We start from the raw sequence: 15,844 nt of genomic DNA on the forward strand, positions 1-15,844 counted from the left end.
ATATTTACCATGAGTTTTCTGTTGCGTCAGGTGCTTGTTTTTCTCTAGCTTGCAAGATGAGCTGAGCACGAATCAGTGCGCTGGTATCGTTGGGCACCTGTTCTAATTTTTTCAATACGGGATCGCTGGCGGTGACGCTTTCTGGCGTCCCCTCATTTGATGTCGAAGCTGAAATTGAGCTTGGATTGTCACCATTCTCTTTTTGATCGCCTTTGGAATTATGCTCAGCTTGTACTGGTTGTTCTTCGGACTGTTCCTGTGAACCAGAGGGTTGTGCATGTTGCTGATTGAGCTCATTATTTTGATTCTGCTGTGATTGCTCTTGCCCTTGCTGAGATTGACTTTGTTCCTGTTCCCGATCTTGTCGATCCTGCTGGCTACCTTGCTGCTGCTGACTATCCTGCTGGGAACTATTGGGCTGGTTTGAATGTTGCTCTTGATTGTCTCCAGAATCCGAATGTTGTTGATCCTGTTGATCCGTATTCTGATTTCCTTCTTGCTTATCTTGTTGGCTGTTTGGTGACTGTTCTTGTTGGTTTTGCTGCTGAGATTGGTTTTGATCTGACTGCGATTGTTGGCCGTCTTGTTGCGAGTTACTATCTTGTTGCTGCTTCTCTTGTTGCTGTTTTAGTGCTTTAACCAAGGATAAGTTCTTTTTAGCATCCTGATGATCTGGGTTCTGTTCCAAGATTGATTGATAAAGTGATTCTGCCTTATCTAACTGTCCAGTTTGTGCATAAGCATTAGCAAGGTTGTATTGAGATTGTTGATCCGAAAGAGGCGAAAGAGTGTCTATGGCATTTTCATAATCACCTGCACGATATTGAGCTGCCCCTTTCCAGGCTGGTGAAGAAAATTGTTCAGCGGCTTCCGCATAGCTCTCTTGCTCGAACAATTCATACCCTAAATTATCACTGTTGGTAAAGGGTGCAGACCAACTGGCCGCAAAGGCGTGATCAACGGGTGTCACCATTAATACAGCTGCAAAAATAATTCCCCGACGGAAACCGAGTAACGCCAGAAGCGCAATAGGAATTAACAGCCAAAAGCCACCGTTGATTCGCTCCTCTAGCTCTTTACTCGCATCGGTATCGTGATTGCTGATCGGTTTTTCAGTCGCTTTGATGAGGCTATCAATATCGCGGTCTGTTGGCTGAGAAATCTGAAATAGGCCACCAGTCCTGTGTGTCAACTCTCGTAATGGGGATACTTCCAGTTTATCTATCACGGTTTTACCTTTGCTGTTAGCCAGTAGTGTGCCATCAGGTAGCCTGATCGGGGCACCTTGGGTCGTACCAACAGCTAATATAGAAAGCCTATATTGGTTTTCATCGAGAAGTTTTTGAGCTTCTTTACTTTCTGTATTGCTTAGACCATCGGTGATAAGAATAATATCACCTTGCTGGTGGCCCGCTTGCTTCAGCAAGTTGATTGCCTCCTGAATACCCGTTGCTGCATTGCTGCCTTGAATTGGCATAATTTCAGGCGACAGGTGGGGGATTAAACTTGCAAGTGTCGAACTGTCTTTTGTCAGTGGACTGACAATGTAGCCATCAGCGGCATACGCAACCAAACCTGTGCTACCTTCTTTCCAGCCTGGTAACAGGTCAAGGGCTTTAAACCGTGCTTGGCTAAGGCGATTTGGTACGATGTCGTCGGCATACATTGAGCGTGACATATCCATGACCAAAACGCGCGCCCCTGATAAGCTAAACGCGGGAAGTGGAGACTTTTGCCAACTTGGCCCTGCAAGTGACAGAACAGTCAGAATCCACAATGTGCCGATAGCGGGTAAGGCTATTCGGGTTTGCGATTTATTTGATAAACCGAGTTTTTCGGCCAAATGGGGGGCGATAAGTCCTTGCTTATGACGCTTTTTAGCTAACCACGGAAGTAGTAGCCCTAGCGGGATCAGTGCGATCAACCAATAGGGATATAGGAAAGTAAAACTAACCATTACGCTTTCTCATAACAACGATGATGACTGAAAGTAGTAGCGAAAGAGCCAAAGGAAAACGGAATAATTCCTGACGAGGTCGCCACGTTTGTTGTGCGGTATTAATTGGCTCCAGCTGATCAATCATCTGGTAAATTTGTTCTAACTCCTGCGGGTTTCGAGCTCGGAAGTATTGCCCTCCGGTCATTTCCGCAATACGGGTTAGCATCCTCTCATCGAGATCTTGGGAAGGGTTAACGGTACGGGTTGAAAAGAAGGTACGTTGCTCCATCTCTTCTGCACCCACACCAACGGTATAGATAGTGACGTCACTTCTTGCCGCAAGCTCCGCTGCCTCCAAAGGTTCAATCACCCCAGCGGTATTGGCACCATCACTGAGTAAGACAATGACTCGCTGAGGTGCTTCGCTATCAATGAAGGTTTTAGTTGCGATCCCTAGCCCTTCACCAATTGCTGTACTTTGACCAATGAGCCCTAATACGGTTCGGTTAAGCTGTTGCTGGACGGTGTCACGGTCAAACGTGAGTGGCGTCTGTAAGTAGGCATGGTTGGCAAATAAGACTAATCCGATGCGATCTCCACTGCGTTTACCAATGAACTGATGAAGTACATTCTTGACGGCCGTTAATCGGTCAATGGCCTCATCGTCTTCAGTGATCATATCTTTGATCGACATAGAGCCGGACAAATCGACAGCAAGCATCATATCGCGGTGATCAGGGTTGATCTCAATTGGATCTCCGTACCAAACGGGCCGAGAAAGTGCGGTGATCAAGCTAATCCAAGCGGTGGCCATTAAAACAACTAACCAACGGCTAATTATTGCTTTTTGCCCTAGGCCTGCTGGTAGCTTGGGCAGCCTAATTGCAGAAGGCTGCGCATGAGGCTTACTCAAGAAATAAACGGCGATAGGCAGTGGGAGCAGCAAAAAAGCCCAAAGCCAAGTAAATTCAAACATTGCCAGACTCCTTGGATACGCCTGGCATACTTTGGAAGTTGGCTTTACGAATCCATTTTTTTGCTTGTTGATAACACATAGCAAACTGTTCTTTTTCTAGTGGGGAAGGGGAAAACAGTCCTTGCTGCCAAACATCAGACAATCTGATGAAGCCTTGGTCCTTTTCTTTTAAGTGGAGATCGAGAAACGAAAGCCATGATTGCCCTGTTAAGCCTGCGACCTTAGCTCTGGAATGGTATGACATCGCGACTTGACGTAATAACAGGTTGAGTTGATTGAAATCATTAGGTGATTTCAATGCAGCTAACCGGATTAAGGCCTCTCGTCTGGCTAAGTTTTGACGACGACGTTTGAGAATGGCCAATATCAAGCATGTTAGTGCGATGACAGTCAGTAGGATTGCGACCCACCATCCCCAAGCTAGAGGCCATACACCCGGTGTTTGTGGTAGGTGGATATCGGCAAGTGGTAACGCAGGCATTGTTGTTTCAGCCATGTGTCCCTCCTTTATTCCCTTTAAATCCTGAATGGCCGAGTTGCTCCATCAGTGTCTGAGCGGCAGAGAGGTGATGTAACGGAATGGCTAAGCTTTTACACAGTTCTTGTATGAAATCTTGGTGTTCTTGATACTGCTGGTTAAGGCTATCGCGGGTGTTTTGGGCTGAAAAATCTAGCCAAGTTGCCTGCTGGTCATCGGTAACAAACTCGATGCCATTGAATGTAGTATGACCAAATTCAAGTGGGTCAAAGAGCTGAACGAACTGTACCCGGTTATGCTGTCTGAGCTGACTTAACCGTCTTTTGTCACTTTGTTGCAGTTGATAAAAATCACTCAGAACGACAATTTCACTCCCTTTTGGGCAAAGGTGATGGAGATGTTTGAGTGCATCAGAAAAGCTCAGGCGCTTTTCATTAACGCTGTCATCCCCACAATCTTTATGCGCATCAATCATGGCGTTAATCACCGTTAGTGGCCCTTGCTGGCGTGCTGTCGGTTTACACTCGTACAATCGGTTTCCATTGAATACGATAGCGCCGATCCTATCTTGCACACTGACGGCTAACCAGCTCAGCAAGCTTGAAAAATGGGCCGCTTGCACTGATTTCAACAATAGTTGCGTACCAAACTTCATACTGGGGCTGATATCGATCAACAGCATAACGGGCTGTTCACGTTCTTCAGTAAAAAGCTTGGTGTGGGTTTTACCTGTTCGTGCCGTCACGCGCCAGTCAATAGCGCGTATATCATCGCCTGCTTGATAAGGACGAACTTCGGCAAAGTTCATGCCGCGCCCTTTATGACGGCTCTGGTGCTGGCCGTTAAGCTGTGACCAAACACTTTGGGCGGGCGGCAACCATCGTACTGACTGGTTTTTGTATTGCAGAAGCTCAGCCAGACAAAGGTTAACGCCATCACTGTGTGCAGGAAGTGTTGGTGTTAATTCCTGTGAATTCATGCGCAGGCAACCTGTGAAATTAATTGTTCGACGATGGTATCGGGCGATACGGCTTCAGCTTGCGCTTCGTAACTAAGTAGTAAACGGTGGCGGAGTACAGGGTACGCCATTAGTTGTACATCTTCAGGTGTGACAAAGTCCCTACCATTTAACCACGCATGAGAGCGTGCGCAACGATCAAGCGCAAGGGTAGCGCGTGGGCTGACACCCATTTGCAACCAGTTAGCTAGTTGCTCGCTATAACGATGGGGATGGCGGGTAGCCATAATCAAACGAATAATGTATTGCTCTACTTCTTCAGCCATATGGATGTTGAGCACTTCTTTACGTGCATCAAAAATCTCTGCTTGGGTAACCTGTACCGTTTCATCGACGGTAACCCCCAAAGCTTCGCCTCTGTTTAGCCTTAGGATTTCCAGCTCGCTGCTTTCGTCAGGGTAATCGACATTAAGTTGTAGTAGGAAACGGTCAAGCTGCGCTTCAGGTAGGGGGTAGGTCCCTTCTTGTTCAATAGGGTTCTGAGTCGCCATGACCAAAAAGAGCTCAGGGAGGCGATAAGTTTTACGACCTGCCGTAATTTGCTTCTCTGCCATTGCTTCTAGCATTGCGGCTTGTACTTTAGCCGGTGCGCGGTTGATTTCATCGGCTAGCAATAAGGCATTAAAAATGGGACCTGGCTGAAAGGTAAAGTCGCCAGTTTCAGGACGAAAAATGTCGGTACCGGTTAAATCAGCAGGCAATAGATCGGGAGTAAATTGAATGCGATGGAAGTTTCCCTCAATGCTATCAGACAGCACTTTTACAGCGCGTGTTTTTGCCAACCCGGGCGGGCCTTCAACCAATATATGGCCATCGGCAAGAAGTGCGATCATTAACTGTTTAACAAGATTCGGTTGACCAATGACCTGAGTATTCAGGTGTGATTGAAGACGTTGGAAAGTTGCTGTCAACATGGGGTGTTATTTTCCTTAAATGAAACAGTTAAATATGAACATTAAGACTCAAATTGACCGTTTAAGTTCATCTGTACGGTTCGGTTGGTGATTTATTGGCCTCTGGTGTCGTCATTTAAATAGGTCTGACCTCTTGTTGCTGATGATTATTGATGCACTTCATCAGTGCGAGTTTGCACTGATAACACACCAAGTCTAGCTGTAAACGCAATCTATACCATTGTTTTTGCTCATATAAAACATGGCACATATCATGCTTGGGTTAATTAACACTATTGACACATTTGGAGGTTTGCCATGGATTCTAGGATTAGCACGATTCTATGCGGGAATATTGGTACGACCATTGATGCCCCGTGTTGATATTGTTATGTGCATGTGTTCTTATAATATTCGTGCAATGTAAAAGTCACCTAAGTGTCTTTTTCACTCGCTAGGATGCAATAAGATAAATAATAAGACTGATAAACAGTCTGCGTTGGTTAGTGGTCCTTATTGATAGATTGCATATAAGTGCATGAATTTAAGGATGGTATGTCATCATAAAGATGGAATGGAGTCTTCTGTAATGAGTAAGAAAGCATTAGTGACTGGTGCAAAAGGTGGTATTGGTTCATCGATTACTAAAGGATTAGTTGATGCGGGTTTTCGTGTAATTGCCACGTATTTCCCGAGCGGTGAAGCAAAAGCAAAAGAATGGTTTAAAGAGAATAATTATTCAGAAGAGCAGGTCCGTTTGTTCCCGCTGGATGTTACGGATGCTGATTATTGTGCAGAAGCTCTGGCAACATTACTGCAAGAAGAAGGTAACATTGACGTTCTTGTCAATAATGCTGGCATAACACGTGATACGACGTTCAAGCGTATGTCTAAAGAGCAATGGGGCGATGTTATTACGACAAACCTAAACAGTTTGTTTAATGTCACCCAGCCACTATTCGCTTCCATGTGCGAACACGGTAACTCACGTGTTATCAATATTTCTTCAGTTAATGGGCTCAAGGGTCAGTTTGGTCAGGCTAATTACTCAGCAGCTAAAGCTGGCATGATTGGCTTTACTAAAGCACTGGCTGCAGAAGGTGCGCGTTCAGGCGTAACGGTTAACGCAATCGCTCCGGGTTATACCGGCACACCTATGGTGGAGGCTATTAAGCCAGAAGTTTTAGATAGCATTAAAGCTGAAATCCCAATGAAGCGCCTTGCTGCTCCTGCTGAAGTCGCGGCTGCGGTAACTTTCTTGGCAAGCGATGCTGCGGCATATATCACAGGCGAAACACTGTCTGTGAACGGCGGCTTATACATGCACTAATGGGTTAATTTCTGAAGTTTGAAAGGACGCAAAAAATCATGTCAAAAGTATATATCGTTGCGGCTAAACGTACGCCTATCGGTAGTTTCAGCGGCGCGTTGAAATCAGTTCCTGCTTCTCAACTGGCTGCTGTAGCAATTAAAGCAGCGTTGGAAGAAGCCAACGTTAACCCAGCAAATCTTGATGAAGTTATCCTAGGTAATGTTGTGGGTGCTGGACAAGGTATGGGGCCAGGCCGTCAGGCTGCCATTTATGCTGGCGTTCCTCAGGAAGTACCTGCATATAGCCTCAACATGGTATGTGGCTCGGGTATGAAAGCGGTAATGGATGCTGCTGCGCATATTAAAGCTGGTGATGCTGAATTGGTTGTTGCTGCGGGTGCAGAAAACATGTCACAGATTCCATTCTGTGCACCAGCGACTATCCGTGACGGTCAGAAGATGGGGTCACTCAGTCTTGATGATCTACTGATTACTGATGGTCTGACTGATGTTTTCAATCAGTACCACATGGGTGTAACCGCTGAAAATGTTGTTGCTAAAGTGGGTCTTACCCGTGAGCAGCAAGATAATTTTGCATTGGCAAGCCAGCAAAAAGCGGTTGCCGCGATTGAGCAGGGCAAGTTCGTTGGTGAAATTGCACCTGTTGAAGTGACTGTTCGCCGGAAAACCAGTGTTGTTGACACGGATGAATACCCGAAAGCTGATGCGAGTATTGAAGGCTTAGCTAAATTACGTGCTGCATTCAAGAAAGAAGGCGGCTCAGTAACAGCAGGTAACGCATCAGGAATCAATGACGGCGCTAGTGCCATTATTGTTGCGTCAGAAGCAGCAGTAGAGAAATACGGCCTAACGCCACTTGCTGAAATTGAAAGTTATGCCCAGGCGGGTATTGCTCCAGAAATTATGGGCCTAGGTCCAGTTCCAGCGGTGGTTAAAGCGCTTGATAAAGCAAAGCTTAATATCAGCGAAGTGGGCCTGTTCGAATTCAACGAAGCATTTGCTGGTCAGGCTCTCGGTGTACTTCATGAATTGGCCGATGAACTAGGGTCTCAAGTAGAAGATCTGGCCGAGCGTTCCAATGTAAATGGTGGTGCGATTGCACTGGGTCACCCATTAGGTGCTTCAGGTAACCGTATTATTGTCAGCCTTCTTCACGAAATGCGTCGTCGCGGAACGGAGCATGGCCTAGCTACCTTGTGTGTAGGTGGTGGCATGGGTACAGCAATTGTTCTGAAGAGCGTTTAATTCAGTTGTATAGCTAACCAGTATCTGTATTCACCATGGCACAGGTACTTAATCAATCTTTAAATGAAGGAAATACCTATGTATACGGAAATGTTTAAGTCTTTCTCTGAGCAGACTGAAAAATCACTAGCACCGTACGTTAAGTTCAACAAAATGTTCACTAAGAACGTTGAAGAACTAACAGAGCTTCAACTTGCTGCTGTTCGCGCATACAGCGATCTTGGTCTTAATCAACTTAAAGCAGTAAGCGAAGTAAAAGATGTTCAGTCTTTCGCTGAATTCAATAGCCAACAGCTAGAAACGCTAACTAAGCTTTCTCAGCAGCTAATTGACGACAGCAATAAATTTAATGCTGTAGCTCAAAGTTTCAAAACTGAAGTTGAAGAGCTAGTCGCTGAAAATGTAAAGCAAGCAACACCTGCTTAAGTTGCATGACCAATTCTGCCGCCCCATTCGTGGGCGGCATTTTTAGTCCTGATATAGAGGTCATTGCAATGAATCATAACTTCTTTACGGACTACTTTGCCAAGCTCCAAGATATGAACCAGATGTGGTGGAAGGAGCTGGAATCCGGCAAAGCAGCCATGAATACTCCCTTAAATAAAGCGCTCAATGAAATTAGCTTAGAAGATACGACTAAGTTGATCGAACAAGCATCAGCGCAACCAGCCGTTATTGCCAAAGTGCAAATGGACTGGTGGGAGAACCAGATGAAGATCTGGCAAAATGTCACCATGAAAACGGGTGACGAAGACGATTTTGTTAAGCCTGAAAAAGATGATAAACGCTTTATTGATCCTGCATGGGAAAATGAAACGTTTTACAATTATATAAAGCAATCGTATTTACTGTTCAGTAATACGATGAAAGAGACAATAGACTCGATGGAAGGGCTAGACGATAAAGCGAAAGAGCGTTTAAGCTTTTTTTCTCGTCAGGCAATCAACGCTATGTCTCCAACGAACTTTGTCACCACAAACCCGGAATTAGCTAAGCTAACCGTTGAAACTAATGGTGAAAACTTAGTGAAGGGAATGGAGCTTCTTCAGCAAGATTTGCAATCTAGTGCCGATGTGCTGAAGATCCGCATGACCAATGATGCGGCTTTCCAATTGGGTGAAAATGTGGCGAATACCGCCGGTGATGTTGTTTACAAGAATCACCTGTTTGAGCTTATTCAATATAAGCCACTGACTGATAAAGTGAATGCAACGCCGTTGCTGATCGTGCCGCCATTTATCAATAAGTACTATATCTTGGATCTTCGAGAGAAGAATTCAATGGTACGTTGGTTGGTTGAGCAAGGACATACTGTATTCATGATGTCTTGGCGTAATCCTGATGCCAGCATGTTTGACGTTGATTTTGACGACTACGTTGTTGATGGTGTCGTTAAAGCCGTTGATGTTGTTGAAGAGATTACAGGTGAAAAGCAAATCAATGCCGCTGGTTACTGTATTGGTGGTACGCTGCTAGCTACAACGTTGGCTTACTATTCCGCCAAACGAATGCGTAATCGCATTAAATCTGCAACGTTCTTCACCACATTACTTGACTTCTCTCAGCCTGGTGAGATTGGTGCATACGTCAATGACCCAATCATTTCAGCCATCGAAGCACAGAATGAAGCGAAAGGCTACATGGATGGTCGCTCGTTGAGTGTGACATTCAGCCTGCTACGTGAAAACAGCTTGTACTGGAATTACTACATCAACAATTACCTTAAAGGTAACAGCCCGATCGACTTCGATTTGTTGTACTGGAACGGTGATAGTACCAATGTTGCAGTAGCCTGCCACAGTACATTGTTGCGTCAGTTCTACCTTGAAAACCGTCTTATCGATCCTAAAGGGTATAAGGTGGGTGGTGTGTATATTGATCTGGCTAAGATCAAGATCCCAACTTACTTCATCTCAACTCAGGAAGATCATATTGCGCTTTGGCAGGGTACCTATCGTGGTGCTAGCAAGCTAGGTGGAAAGTCTACGTTTGTATTGGGTGAGTCAGGTCATATTGCAGGTATCGTAAACCACCCTGCAAAGAACAAATATGGCTTCTGGACGAACTCTAAATCCTCGGCTGATCCTGAAACCTGGCTAGAAGGGGCTAAACGCCAAGATGGCTCTTGGTGGACCCACTGGAACAAGTGGATGGGAGGCTTTGAAGAGGCAGAGGCGATTGATGCTCGAAATGCAGGTAGTAATACATATCCTGCTACGGGTCCAGCGCCTGGAAACTACGTGATGCAGAAGTTGCCAATTGAAGTATCTAACGTGTTGCAAGGGCAACCGGAAGAACAACAGGAAGCGTAACATCTACGATAATAAGAAAGCCAACGTTTATACGTTGGCTTTTTTTTTGGCTTAAATATGCGCTAGCGTAACGGTGTCTGTTTGCTATTACAAATCGCTAGGGATCGGCATTGCCTTTAAATCTGGCGAAATGATTAACTCTGCTTCAGTTGCTGCCTGAATTTCATCAATCGTCGTACCAGGAGCAAGTTCGGTCAACATCATTCCTTGCTCAGTGATTTTGATAACGCCAAGTTCAGTGATAATGAGGTCAACTTGATTAGCGGCAGTAAGAGGTAATGAACAATGCTTGAGCAGTTTGGGTTTACCCTTGACTGTATGCTCCATGGCTACAATGACATTCTTCGCACCCACCACGAGATCCATTGCACCGCCCATACCTGGGACCATTTTTCCAGGAATAATCCAGTTAGCAAGGTTACCAAACTGGTCGACCTGCAATGCGCCCAGTACCGTCGCATCAACATGCCCGCCACGGATAATAGTGAACGAGTCTGCACTATGGAAAGTACATGCACCAGTCGTTGCTGTTATTGGTTGCCCACCGGCATTGACCAGATCCGGGTCAATATTGGCTTCATCCGGCATTTCTCCAATACCAATTAGGCCATTTTCAGCTTGAAGTAGAATTTCGATGTCTGAAGAGGTTTCATTGGCCACAAGGCTTGGTAACCCAATCCCAAGGTTAACCACATCACCATCATGAAGCTCTTGTGCAACACGCCAAGCAATCATACGGCGAATTTGATGTTTTTCTCGTTGAATGGCCATGATTAAGCTCCTTGGTAAATGTGATCAATAAACAAGCCCGGTGTGTGTACCGCTTCTGGGGCGATGTCACCAATATCGACCAAGCTAGCAGCTTCGATGATTACGGTGTCAGCGGCTGTCGCCATTAACGGATTGAAGTTCTGTGTCGTACCTTTGTAAACCGTGTTGCCTTTGGTATCAACAATAGAGCCACGGATCAGGGCAAGATCAGCGCGTAATGGTTTTTCTAGCAGGAAGTCTTTGCCATCAACCTGAATAACCTGTTTTGATTCAGCTACTAAGGTGCCAAGTCCGGTAGGGGTTAATACGCCCCCCAGACCTGCACCTGCTGCGCGGATCCGCTCAGCTAATGTGCCTTGTGGAACTAACTCTACGTCTAATTCGTCTCTGTTCATCTGCGCCCCGGTTTCAGGGTTCGTGCCAATGTGAGAGGCATAGAGTTTGCTGATACGCTTTGCTTTGATCAGTCGACCTGAACCAGATTCGGGTGTACCAGTATCTGTAGTGATTAGGGTGATGTTTTTGATGTTAGACTCAAGGATGATATCAATTAATCCTTCAGGTGCACCGTTGGCCATGAAGCCGCCGATCATGATAGTCATATCATCGCGAAGAAGGCTGGCGATCTCTTTTTTTGAGATAGATTTTTTCATAATGTACTCCTATTAGTTCGCCTGGCATCGACGGATGATCACGGCTGTTCCCATACCACCACCAATGCAAAGGGAGGCCAAGCCATAGGTCTGCTGTGAACGTTCTAGTTGGTAAATCAATGAGGTCAATATTCGGTTGCCTGAAGCACCGAGTGGGTGACCGAGGGCAATGGCACCACCATTGAGGTTGGTGCGTGACTCGAGCCAAGATTGATCGACGCTATGCTTTTCACATAGCTCTTTCATTACCCCGAGGGCTTGTGCGGCAAATGCCTCGTTAAGCTCAAAGTATTCGATATCGGCCAGTGTCAGTTTGGCTTTATCAAGTGCATTGGCGATAGCGGGCACAGGGCCTAATCCCATCACTTTTGGTGATAGCCCGGCTTGACCGCAGGCGATAACTTCAGCGAGAGGTGTGAGGTTGTAACGTTGAATCGCCGCTTTTGAAGCAAGGATAATGGCCGAACCACCATCATTGATCCCCGATGCGTTACCAGCGGTTACCGTACCTTCCTTCTTGAAGGCCGGGCGAAGGGCTTGCAGTTTTTCAAAACTGGCATCCGCTTTCGGGTACTCATCAAGGCTAACCGTATATTGCTTACGGCGGTGGGAAACATTGACTGGTTCAATTTCATCACTAAAGCCATGTTCTTTAAGCGCTGCAGTGGCTTTTTGTTGGCTGGAAAGCGCGAATTGATCTTGTTCTTCACGGCTTAATTGATGTAATTCCGCGATATTCTCTGCTGTTAGCCCCATGTGGTACTGATTGAAAACATCAGTTAAACCATCTTTGATAATGGAGTCGTCGAGCGTTAGTTGGCCCATTTTGACGCCATCACGTATTGGGTTGGCAGAGATAAAAGGGGCCTGAGACATGCTCTCCATACCGCAAGCAACAATGATCTCAGCGTCACCTGCTCGGATATGGCTAACGCCATCCATCACGGTTTTCATACCGGAGCCACAGATCATATTCAAGGTGTAGGCTGGGACAGTCTCAGGGATGCCGGCGAGAATAGCCGCTTGACGGCCTGGTCCCATCCCGATACCTGCACTTAATACATTTCCTGCAATTACTTCATCAATCAGGCTTGGATCAAGGTGACATTGCTCTAGTGCGCCTTTAATCGCGGTCGCGCCTAGCTGAGGGGCTGACACGGGGGCAAGTGCGCCGTTGAAACTGCCAATAGGGGTACGTTTTGCGGCAACAATGTAAACGGGTTCCATACAACTTCCTGTTTCAGTTTGATTTGTTAACCACATCTTATGAGGGACTGGCGTTTGGGTGTTATAGACATAGATTCAAATCTGATTTGCGAAAATGCAAAAATAAGATGCGTGCTTGGTCACGTCATTTTGGCTTGAGAGTGATTAGTCTGACTGTAATTTACTTTGTCCAGTTAATTGGTCACTTGAGGGTGGAACTATGAGTTATTCAATTGCATGCGCACCTTGTTGCTGGGGTGTTGAATCTTCAGACAATCCACATAATCCGAATTGGATGACGGTGTTGTCTGAAACGAGGTTAGGCCGGTTTTCCGGTACAGAGCTGGGACCTTATGGTTTTTTGCCGCTCGATGCGGATACGGTAAACACTGCGTTGTACGTTAAAGAACTTGAAATTTGCGCAGGTACTATTTTCGAACCGCTGTCCGAGCCGGGTAGTTATGAAGATATAATCAATAAAACCAAACGGCTATGTGACTTTTTGCAGAAGGTTGGTTGCGAAAAACTGGTGGTTATCGATTGTGTCAATGACATCAGAAGCCGCTATGCGGGGATGCCCGATCAGGCCCCAAGGTTGGACGCAGAGCGTTGGGCTCACATGATGAGCACTGTTAGAGATATCGCTGAGATTGCCAAGCGTCATGAAATTAGGACGGTTGTTCATCCTCATGCTGGTGGGTATATCGAATATCAAGATGAAATAGATCTTATGTTAGCTGATTTACCGTCAGAAAATGTCGGGCTTTGTCTTGATACCGGACATTTGTATTACGCCACCATGGATCCTGCAAAGAGCCTGATTGAATACGCCGATAGGCTAGAGTATGTGCATTTTAAAGATGTAAACCAGCACAGGTTACAGCGAGCCATTAAGGATCAAGTGGGTTTTTGGCAAGCTTGTGCTGATGGTGTGATGTGCCCATTAGGTGAAGGGGCGGTGGACTATGATGAAGTAGCCCGAGCACTTGAATCCATTGGCTACCACGGTTGGATCACAATTGAACAAGAACGCGATCCACGGCATTCCGACACCACATTACCCGATATTAAAAAGAGCCGTCAGTTCTTGGTTGAAAAAGGACTTATTCAATAAGCGTTCAAATAACAACGCAGACGATCTGCCAAAGAATTATTTCAAGAAATTTGTCATGTAGAGGATGTAATTATGGCAATGAAAATAGCGTGTGCACCTTGCAGCTGGGGAGTAGAGAACTCTATACAAGGCGATAACCCTAGTTGGGGTAAAGTGCTTGTTGAAGCCCGTGAAGCTGGTTATGAGGGGATTGAACTTGGGCCTGTCGGGTATTTCCCTGAAGACCCTTCTATTCTTGCAAGTTCACTACGGATCAGAGGCATGAAAGTGTGCGCAGGGAACTTGCATGGGGACTTTAGTTGTCCTGAGTCAAAAGATGAAATTCTTGCTAACGCTCATCGCGTTGTTGAGCTGCTCGTCGCGATAGGGGTCGATAAGCTAATTATTATGGATCGCACCAATGCAGACAGGGACTCCTATGTTGGCCATGGTGTGATTGCACCGAGGCTCAAGAAAGACCAGCTGGAGGCGATGATCAATACTATTTCTGCTGTTGCGGAAATCGCAGCTAATAGAGGAATTCGGACATTATTGCACCCGAGCTCCGGTGGTTATGTTGCTTTTTCCGATGAGATTGCAACAGTTATGCATGCCATTCCGGCTGAGCGCCTTGGTTTGTGTTTAGATATCGGCCACCTGTTCATTGATGGTATGAAACCCGAAGAGTTTATCCGCCGGTATGCGAACCGGTTAGAACATCTGCATTTGAAGGATGTTGATGGCCAGCAATTACATAATGCGATGCGTAGCCGTTGTGGGATGACAAATGCCTTTAGCCAAGGGCTAACCCGGCCACTTGGCGAGGGCAGTATCAATTTCTCAAGAGTCTTCCAAGTTTTAAAAGATATTGATTACCAAGGTTGGATTGTCGTTGAGCAAGAGCGCGCAGTGCATCAGCTAGACCATGTGAAACTGGATATGGCGAAGAGCCGTGGTTATCTAACTGAACACTGCTTGTAAGGATTGAGATGATAGTTACTGATCCTTGGTTTTATATTACTGCCGTTCCAGCTGTATTAATTTACGGGATTGGTAAAGGCGGTTTGGGCGGCGCACTAGGGATCATTGCTGTTCCTTTGATGGCCCTAGTGGTTTCGCCAACACAAGCTGCCGCTATCTTGCTTCCTATACTTTGCGTTATGGATGCATTTGCTGTTAAGCAACACTACCGTAGTGCCGATTATTCGATTCTACGGCAGATGTTGCCAGGCTCTTTATTGGGAATATTGTTGGCTGGTTTGTTTCTCAGCGTGACACCGGAGTCAGGGTTTAAATTATTGATTGGTGTTTTATCGCTGTTATTTAGCCTGCAATATGTGTTCGGTGGAGTTAAGCAGGACAAGAAGCCCGGTAAGGTGAGTGCATGGTTGTGGAGTAGCTTGAGTGGTTTTTCCAGCACCGCAATTCATGCCGGTGGTGGCCCAGCCAGTATTTACTTGTTACCCCTGCGGCTTGAGAAAGTGACATTGATTGCCACTATGGCAGTGTTATTTGCCATTATCAATTTAGTGAAGCTTATTCCCTATAGCCTGCTTGGGGAGTTTGATACCACTAATTTGATGACGGCGTTAGTGCTTATGCCACTGGCTCCTATCGGGGTGCATATGGGGGTGTGGTTACTTCATCGAGTCAGTCAAGAGGTGGTTTACCGTTTATGTTATTTGTTCTTGTTCATATCAGGGGTGAAGTTGGTTACTGATGTTCTGTAGTGCATCGTCTTTGGATGAGCATTGTTAGATATGAGCCACAGTGTAAATACACTGTGGCTTTTTCTTTATGCGTTATACCAACCTACATAAATATTTGATCAACTATTTATCCAGATTGGTACCCGAATTCAACTGCGAAGTGCGACACTCTCCAATATCAAGCAGCCAATGCCATTTCTTTAAAGACAATCGCTGGCT

At 45.9% G+C, this 15,844-nt stretch carries 15 protein-coding genes; 7 read left to right on the forward strand and 8 right to left on the reverse strand.

The genetic code is table 11. From position 1 onward, the window contains the following. Window positions 1-4 precede the first annotated feature (4 nt). Genes NHN17_RS14475 through NHN17_RS14495 form a run of 5 tightly spaced genes read right to left on the reverse strand, consistent with a single transcriptional unit; the run spans window position 5 to window position 5,325 of the window. Window positions 5-1,957, reverse strand: coding sequence for a vWA domain-containing protein (locus NHN17_RS14475; RefSeq protein ID WP_255043279.1), 1,953 nt, complete (start codon window positions 1,955-1,957; stop codon window positions 5-7). Continuing rightward, on the reverse strand, window positions 1,950-2,915 hold the full coding sequence (locus NHN17_RS14480) for a vWA domain-containing protein (RefSeq protein ID WP_255043280.1): 966 nt from the start codon (window positions 2,913-2,915) through the stop codon (window positions 1,950-1,952). Before NHN17_RS14480 ends, NHN17_RS14475 begins: the two co-directional genes overlap by 8 nt. Next, complete coding sequence (locus NHN17_RS14485) at window positions 2,908-3,411, reverse strand: DUF4381 domain-containing protein (protein ID WP_255043281.1); 504 nt, start codon at window positions 3,409-3,411, stop codon at window positions 2,908-2,910. Before NHN17_RS14485 ends, NHN17_RS14480 begins: the two co-directional genes overlap by 8 nt. Then, window positions 3,404-4,372: a DUF58 domain-containing protein gene (locus NHN17_RS14490; RefSeq protein WP_255043282.1), complete on the reverse strand. Its 969-nt coding sequence runs from the start codon at window positions 4,370-4,372 to the stop codon at window positions 3,404-3,406. The genes NHN17_RS14485 and NHN17_RS14490 overlap by 8 nt, the downstream gene beginning before the upstream one ends. Further along, window positions 4,369-5,325 carry an AAA family ATPase gene (locus NHN17_RS14495; RefSeq protein ID WP_255043283.1) on the reverse strand — a complete coding sequence of 319 codons (957 nt, stop codon included), beginning with the start codon at window positions 5,323-5,325 and terminating at the stop codon, window positions 4,369-4,371. The genes NHN17_RS14490 and NHN17_RS14495 overlap by 4 nt, the downstream gene beginning before the upstream one ends. A gap of 568 nt (window positions 5,326-5,893) precedes the next feature. Between NHN17_RS14495 and NHN17_RS14500 the strand changes: the two genes are divergently transcribed. From NHN17_RS14500 to phaC, 4 genes are all read left to right on the forward strand, one after another. Continuing rightward, on the forward strand, window positions 5,894-6,634 hold the full coding sequence (locus NHN17_RS14500) for an SDR family oxidoreductase (protein ID WP_255043284.1): 741 nt from the start codon (window positions 5,894-5,896) through the stop codon (window positions 6,632-6,634). Window positions 6,635-6,672: 38 nt separating this feature from the next. After that, window positions 6,673-7,881 carry an acetyl-CoA C-acetyltransferase gene (locus tag NHN17_RS14505; RefSeq protein WP_255043285.1) on the forward strand — a complete coding sequence of 403 codons (1,209 nt, stop codon included), beginning with the start codon at window positions 6,673-6,675 and terminating at the stop codon, window positions 7,879-7,881. Window positions 7,882-7,959: 78 nt separating this feature from the next. Next, window positions 7,960-8,307, forward strand: coding sequence for a phasin family protein (locus NHN17_RS14510; protein ID WP_255043286.1), 348 nt, complete (start codon window positions 7,960-7,962; stop codon window positions 8,305-8,307). A gap of 68 nt (window positions 8,308-8,375) precedes the next feature. Then, complete coding sequence (phaC, locus tag NHN17_RS14515) at window positions 8,376-10,193, forward strand: class I poly(R)-hydroxyalkanoic acid synthase (protein ID WP_255043287.1); 1,818 nt, start codon at window positions 8,376-8,378, stop codon at window positions 10,191-10,193. Window positions 10,194-10,280: 87 nt separating this feature from the next. Here the strand turns inward: phaC and NHN17_RS14520 are convergent, their stop codons facing one another. From NHN17_RS14520 to NHN17_RS14530, 3 genes are read right to left on the reverse strand one after another with little or no spacing between them, the layout of a single operon-like run. Beyond that, window positions 10,281-10,964, reverse strand: coding sequence for a 3-oxoacid CoA-transferase subunit B (locus NHN17_RS14520; protein ID WP_255043288.1), 684 nt, complete (start codon window positions 10,962-10,964; stop codon window positions 10,281-10,283). Between the two features lie 2 nt (window positions 10,965-10,966). Next, the gene (locus tag NHN17_RS14525; RefSeq protein WP_255043289.1) at window positions 10,967-11,617 is read right to left on the reverse strand and encodes a CoA transferase subunit A; all 651 of its coding nucleotides are present in this window, start codon (window positions 11,615-11,617) and stop codon (window positions 10,967-10,969) included. Between the two features lie 12 nt (window positions 11,618-11,629). After that, a complete protein-coding gene (locus NHN17_RS14530; protein WP_255043290.1) occupies window positions 11,630-12,844 on the reverse strand; it encodes an acetyl-CoA C-acetyltransferase in 1,215 nt (404 codons plus the stop codon). A gap of 199 nt (window positions 12,845-13,043) precedes the next feature. On the opposite strand from NHN17_RS14530, the gene NHN17_RS14535 reads away from it, so the two are divergent. The 3 genes from NHN17_RS14535 (at window position 13,044) to NHN17_RS14545 (ending at window position 15,646) form a co-directional block, all read left to right on the forward strand. After that, window positions 13,044-13,937, forward strand: a complete 894-nt coding sequence (locus NHN17_RS14535) for a TIM barrel protein (protein ID WP_255043291.1) — start codon at window positions 13,044-13,046, stop codon at window positions 13,935-13,937. 72 nt (window positions 13,938-14,009) lie between these two features. Then, a complete protein-coding gene (locus tag NHN17_RS14540; protein ID WP_255043292.1) occupies window positions 14,010-14,897 on the forward strand; it encodes a sugar phosphate isomerase/epimerase family protein in 888 nt (295 codons plus the stop codon). Between the two features lie 8 nt (window positions 14,898-14,905). Continuing rightward, complete coding sequence (locus NHN17_RS14545; RefSeq protein ID WP_255043293.1) at window positions 14,906-15,646, forward strand: sulfite exporter TauE/SafE family protein; 741 nt, start codon at window positions 14,906-14,908, stop codon at window positions 15,644-15,646. Window positions 15,647-15,844 lie beyond the last annotated feature (198 nt).

The organism is Photobacterium pectinilyticum, assembly GCF_024357955.1.
GTDB classification, from domain to species: Bacteria; Pseudomonadota; Gammaproteobacteria; order Enterobacterales; family Vibrionaceae; genus Photobacterium; species Photobacterium pectinilyticum.